The organism is Mesotoga sp. HF07.pep.5.2.highcov, assembly GCF_003666285.1.
GTDB lineage: Bacteria > Thermotogota > Thermotogae > Petrotogales > Kosmotogaceae > Mesotoga > Mesotoga prima.
The window spans coordinates 1-5,892 of record NZ_JFHJ01000172.1; the positions used below are offsets into that span (position 1 = coordinate 1).

A 5,892-nucleotide genomic window follows, 5' to 3' on the forward strand; every position below is an offset into this window, starting at 1 on the left:
CTTCTCCGAAATTGAATTAGCAGTCGGACCATAGCTCTCTCTAAGCACTGCCATGGACTTTTGAAATATCTCTCTTCCCTTTGCTGTTATTGAGACGATGTTTGCCCGCTTGTCTTCAGAGGACTGTTCTCTCGTTATGAGCTGCTTCTTCTCCAGTCCGACACATATCACCATGGTGTTCGTTGTGTCCGTTTCGAGATGTGAGGAGAGCTGCTTCTGGGTCATCTCTCCGCGGCTTGAAAGAACGAGCAGTGCGCCGAACTGTGGGTAGGTAATACCATGAGGTTCCAGGGCAAGCCGTGCATGTCTGCTGAGGTTTATGTGCAACGAAGCAATTTTCTCGAATAGGCTTCCAATCTTGTCATCGAAGATCATCGGACAACCTCAGAAACCTCTTCAGCAGCCTCTTGGTTGCTATAACAAGTCCTAGAGTAGCAAATGCAATCCCTGCAAGAATAATGGAGCTATACGGTGCAAAAGAGCAGACAGAATAGTAGCCGACGCAGTTTGGCTTTGAAGCTTCCCACGGGAAAAGCGTGACAATCGCTGGTACGAGCGGAGAAAGCGCCACAGCCAACAGGATGCGGTTGATCAGTTTTCTCATTTCCTCCGATTCCTCCTTCTCTTCCTTTCACAGGCAGGAAGCGACCCGAGTCTTTCGTGTTTTTCCCGGCATCTGTCGCATATACCGTGGAACTCGCACTTCGTTTCTCTGCATGAGCAGTCATTCATATCGGATTCACCTTCTTCATTCAACACCGATATTAATAATAATCATGATTACGATAATCAGTATTGAATGAGAAACAAAGAGTTTTTTGTGAGACACCAGTCGGTAGATAGACATGACCGCTAGAAGAAAGCACTTGAGGAAATAAGCAGACATGAGAAAACGTGGGCGACCCTTAGTTGAAAGAGTAGAAAAAATGGACTAGAATTTGGTTAAGTATTCACTTAATTGGATTGGAGAAAACATTTTTGTGAATCTCGAAATCAATGTATTGAAGGCACTTGCAGATAATACAAGGTACGAAATTATTAAGCTGCTTCTTCGGAGGGAGTTCTGCGTTAGAGCTCTTTCAAGAAGACTCGGTATTTCCGAGCCAGCCGTCTCTCAGCATCTTAAGGTGCTTCGGAGCGCGCATCTTGTCAAGGGTCATAAGAAAGGATATTTCACCCATTATTCTGTGGACAGAGGAAAGTTGAAGGAGTTGTCGAATCAACTTGCTGAGCTCTGTGAAGAATCTTCAGATACTCTTCTCTCTGACAGCATTGCAATTCTGCAGGAATCGATTAGCGGTAGTTTGGACTCCAGTGGGGAAAGCGATTAGGTTTCTAGGATAAGTCTATAGGGATTTGGTGAAATATACAAGTTTGGGGGGTAATCGCTTTGGGAATTATTGAAGTCTCCGGCCTTTCAAAAAACTACAACGGCTTCACTGCCGTGAAAAGTATCGACTTCTCGGTCGAAAAGGGAGAGGTATTCGGTTTCCTTGGACCTAACGGAGCCGGAAAGACTACTACGATAAACATGCTCACGGGTCTGGCAAGACCACTTCGGGAAGGATCGATATTGCAGGCAAAGACGGTATCAGAGAGATCAAGAAGGTTCAGAGATTGATCGGGATTGTTCCTGATGAGAGCAACCTTTACGATGATCTTAGCGGCTATGAGAACCTTGTCTTCTGTTCGGCTCTCTATGGGGTTAGAAAGTCTGAAAGAGAAGAAAAGGCGAGGTCTCTGCTGAAGCAGTTTGGTCTTGATGATACAGGAAAGAGACCTTTCAAGGCTTTTTCAAAGGGGATGAAAAGAAAGCTCACGATCGCCGCGGGCTTAATTCACGATCCAGAGATTCTCTTCCTCGATGAACCCACTACAGGTATCGACGTCGAAAGCGCAAGGCAGATAAGGTCTTTGGTAAGAGAACTGAACGACCGGGGAACCACGATCTTTCTGACCACGCATTACATAGAAGAGGCCGAAAGGTTGTGCGATAGGATTGGTTTCATCGTCGGGGGAAGAATTGTAAAGATAGGTACCGTGGCCGACCTGATGAAAGAAGCTCAGAGAGAAAATATTGTTGAATTCACTCTTGGAAGTGATCCCGTTGATCTCAAGAAGCAATTGATTGAAGAGTTCAGCAACGTGACTATAAACCTCCGACCTGGTAACACACTTAGAATAACCTCTTTGGAGCCAATAAAACTGATGCCGTTTATGAGCTTCTTCGGTTCCCGTGGGATTGATGTGTACGAGGCGAAGATAGTCAGACCGTCCCTTGAGGAGGTCTTTGTTAAAGTGACCGGAATAGAGGTTGAGAAGATGAAGACAGAGAAAGAGGGGAAGAAAAAATGAGTGGAGTAGCCTACTGGACAATCCTTATGAAGGATATGAAGAACTACTATTTGAAGCCACCAAACATAAGCTGGGGAATTGTGTTTCCTATCTCATGGACCTCATGTTCTTTGTGCGATCGGGAAGCGACGTAGAAATAAGAGACATTTTGCCGGGGGTTATGGCTCTCTCCGTTCTCTTTGGGACTACATCGATGCTTGCAGTTACGATAACTTTCGAACGAAAAAGTAGGTCATTTGAACGCTTGCTTCTAGCTCCCATAAGCCTCAAGCTTCTAATGCTTGCAAAAACCACTGGGGCAATACTTTTCGGAATTATCAACGCTTTTGTTCCGGTTCTCTTTGCCCTCTTGATTGTCGACCTATCTGGAATAAACTGGTTCCTGGTTTCAGTTAGTGTGCTGCTAATTGCCGTGACTTCGACCTTTCTTGGTCTTTTCATAGCAGTTTCGGCTAGCGAAGTATTCGAAGCGCAGACGTTTTCTAACTTCTTCCGTTTTCCTATGATGTTTCTTTGTGGTCTCTTCATCCCTATAGAGAATCTGCCGGCGTTTTTTGACCATTTTCCTTCGTCCTTCCACTGACCTATGGTGCCGATTCTCTTAAACACGCTATAAACAGAAATGGAATCATAGATCCTCTGGCGAGCGTTTTTATATTGCTGGGCTTTGCCGCACTGCTCTTTTTAATAAGTACGCGGAATATTGAGAGAAGATGGATCTACTAGAGTCCAGGGTTAAATGAGTCTGATTTTTCAGTAATCCTTTGGGACCAAGTACAATGTCTTCTTTTCGGTTGAAGCTGCGCCGATTACTCTGTCAAGAGCCTTTCTGAAATTCGACTCTGTTCTTTCCTTTGCCTTTCGCTGCGTATAACAGGTGGTCGGTCTTTTGAATGAAATGAGTCGCATCTTCGCCTGACCAGCTGGAGACACCAGCGCTCATCGTCACCTTAGGATATGTGGTCTTGGCCAGCTCATCCCGGAGACGATCTGCGGTAGAACTTGCCATTTGCAAATCGCTTGAGGGCAAAAGAACAAGAAATTCCTCGCCACCATACCTGAAAACGAAGTCAACCTTTCTTAGAGAAGACCTGATTATGCCCGCCACATTCTTGAGAAGGATGTCCCCCTGCAGGTGACCATAAGTATCGTTGACGTTTTTGAAGTTGTCAAGATCTATCATGATCATGGATAGAGGAGTCCCGTATCTTGTGGCTCTATTTATCTCTCTTTCTATTATGGGGTACATCTTCTTCTGGTTGAGGAGGCCGGTCAATGGATCTATCTCGGCCTGTTTCTCGAGTAGCTCATTTGCCTTCTTGAGTTTGCTGTCGATTTCGAGAAGTTCTTCATATTGCTTTTCGATAGTTGTCTTTGCTTCCTGAAGTTCTAAGTTCTGATTGCTCAGTAACTGTATTTCGTGCATCTTCTGCTGAAATCTGAATGAAGCCGCCAGCTCAGCGGCCCTGGCACTGCAGGTTTCCTTGTAAGTTCTTTGGGACAAGAGGTCAAGTTCCCTGTACGTTTCGAGAGCCAGCCCCTCTTCTCCAAGCTCTTCATGAATCTTAATCTTATTTCTTAGTGCGCCAGGCACTTTCGACATGCTTCCAGACTCTTTCTGATACTCTATATAACTTTCGATTTTTTCCAGAGCCTTTGCATAGTTGCCAGTTCCCATGTAGTACTGAGCCTTAAGAAAATCGAATTCAGCAGACCCTGCAGGATCTTCGATTTCTTTGACTAGAGGTTCGGTTTTCTTGAAGATCGCGGGAACTTCGTCATACCTTTCCGCGCTGATCAGCACTTCGGAGAGATTGAAGTAGCTGTTGCAGAGATCTGCTTTCTTTCCTAGAGAGAGCTTTATTTCTATTGCCTTGATCAAGCAATCCACGGCTTCTTCAAATCTTTCCAGACTTTTCAATGCGACGGCCTTGTTGTTCAGAAAGTTAGCTACCGCGAGATCATCACCCTTTATTCGAACGTATTCTAGAGCCTTATCGGTGTACTCGAGGGATTCTTCAAACCGCCCCATGTAGACATACACACCACCAATGTTTCCGATCACGTCGTTGACATCGTCGGCCGTTCCGAATTCCTTGAAAAGAACAACTGCCTTCAAGGCATATTCGATCGATGAATCGTAATTGCCCACAACGCATGAGTACTTAATCATGTTGTGCGTAATGTTTGCCAGCTCGATACATGCCGGGGCTTCAATTCTTGAAAGCTCCGCTTTAACAGTCTCCGACGCCAGAAGAGGGTTGCCCTCTTTGAACATTGTCTGTGAAAGCTCATTCAAAATTTTGAGCTTTTGCCGGAAATCCTTATCGGGGACTTCTGAATAGGCTTTCATAATCTCTTTGATCGATCTCTTCTCGGTCATCATTGCCTCCCACACATCTGCCGTGCAAAATTCTTTGCTCTTCTTCAACGATACAGAAATTAGAAGCGCTTGCAAACAAACAGAGAGTGACTTGAAAATTGTTCGATTGCATAATTTATTACATGATTACACAAGGTTATTTCATATGATTGAAAGCTATGCCACACTCACCAAGCAATTTCATGCCATCGTTTACCGAGGTTTGACGTCGGTGGTCAGAAGTAGGAAGAGCAAGAGAAACTGGTTCGCCGAGAAAAGCCACTTCACGCTTGAGAGTACACGCTGTACGCTGATGAAGACCACGCTGTCCGTCAACGGTCCACCGTCCCCGCCGAGAATCGCGGTTCCTCGTTCCGACGCTACGCGTCCAGGCTCTTCGTTCTTGGAATTAATCTCGAAACAAGTTCGGGATGACAGAGTAAGGGACTTCCAAAAGCCGATGTCGGGGTAGCTTTCTCAATTACAGAAAAACCCTAAACTGATGGCCGATTCTGTTCACGAGACCCCATACCCTGTAATCGAAACCTCGTTCGCGGCGTCATGCTGAACTTGTTTCAGCATCTCTATCCTAAGAACCGCTGTACGCTCATGAAAAGCACGTTGCCCGTCAACGGTCTACCGTCCCCGCCAAGAATACGGGTTCTTCGACGGTACATGTCCGGGTTCTTCGTTCTTGGAACAGATCCCGAAACAAGTTCGGGATGACAGAGTAAGGGACTTCCGAAAGCCGATGTCGGGATGGCTTCCTCAGTTGCAGCAAAACCTTGAATTGTAAGCCAGTTCTGTTCACAAGACCCATACCCTGTAATCGATACCCCGTTCTCGGCGTCATGAACTTGATTCAGAATCTCGCTCTTTCCAGCGTTCAGCGTTTCTTAGCAAGCGGGAAGCGGCTCTTCTCGATGAACGGAGAACCGCTCAACGGTCGACTAGTTTCTCTTGAACTTTCGAACGCCCAGCCACGGTTTCTCCAAAGCCCAGATCCTGAACAGGAGCACTTCACTGACAAAATGAGTTCGTCTGATGAGATTACTTCAATTTGCTTGCTCTTTTTTTGGTTTTTGCCTCCTGGTGTGTAAGCGCCAGCATCGCTTCCCCGGATGACCTTCCGGGCATCACTTCCTCGCGCCAGAGAGCCCACTTCCTGCCGGAGG

The 5,892-nt window shown here is 46.0% G+C and carries 4 protein-coding genes and 2 pseudogenes; 3 read left to right on the forward strand and 3 right to left on the reverse strand.

Translation table 11 applies throughout. The annotated features are described in order from the left end of the window. Positions 1–375, reverse strand: a 375-nt coding sequence (locus tag BG32_RS03345; RefSeq protein ID WP_121526375.1) for a MarR family winged helix-turn-helix transcriptional regulator, incomplete at its 3' end; no start/stop codon positions are given. Beyond that, positions 362–604, reverse strand: a complete 243-nt coding sequence (locus BG32_RS03350) for a hypothetical protein (protein WP_014731246.1) — start codon at positions 602–604, stop codon at positions 362–364. The genes BG32_RS03350 and BG32_RS03345, both read right to left, overlap by 14 nt. A 376-nt stretch (positions 605–980) precedes the next feature. On the opposite strand from BG32_RS03350, the gene BG32_RS03355 reads away from it, so the two are divergent. From BG32_RS03355 to BG32_RS17045, 3 genes and pseudogenes are all read left to right on the forward strand, one after another. Further along, positions 981–1,331 (forward strand): helix-turn-helix transcriptional regulator, encoded by a 351-nt coding sequence (locus tag BG32_RS03355; protein ID WP_121526376.1) that lies wholly within the window; start codon positions 981–983, stop codon positions 1,329–1,331. A 113-nt stretch (positions 1,332–1,444) separates the two neighbouring features. Further along, positions 1,445–2,355, forward strand: a pseudogene (locus BG32_RS03360) (ABC transporter ATP-binding protein). After that, positions 2,352–3,081: pseudogene (locus BG32_RS17045) on the forward strand (ABC transporter permease). The pseudogenes BG32_RS03360 and BG32_RS17045 overlap by 4 nt, the downstream one beginning before the upstream one ends. Positions 3,082–3,172: 91 nt before the next feature. Here the strand turns inward: BG32_RS17045 and BG32_RS03370 are convergent. Further along, positions 3,173–4,741, reverse strand: a complete 1,569-nt coding sequence (locus BG32_RS03370) for a tetratricopeptide repeat-containing diguanylate cyclase (protein ID WP_259459478.1) — start codon at positions 4,739–4,741, stop codon at positions 3,173–3,175. Between the last annotated feature and the right edge of the window lie 1,151 nt (positions 4,742–5,892).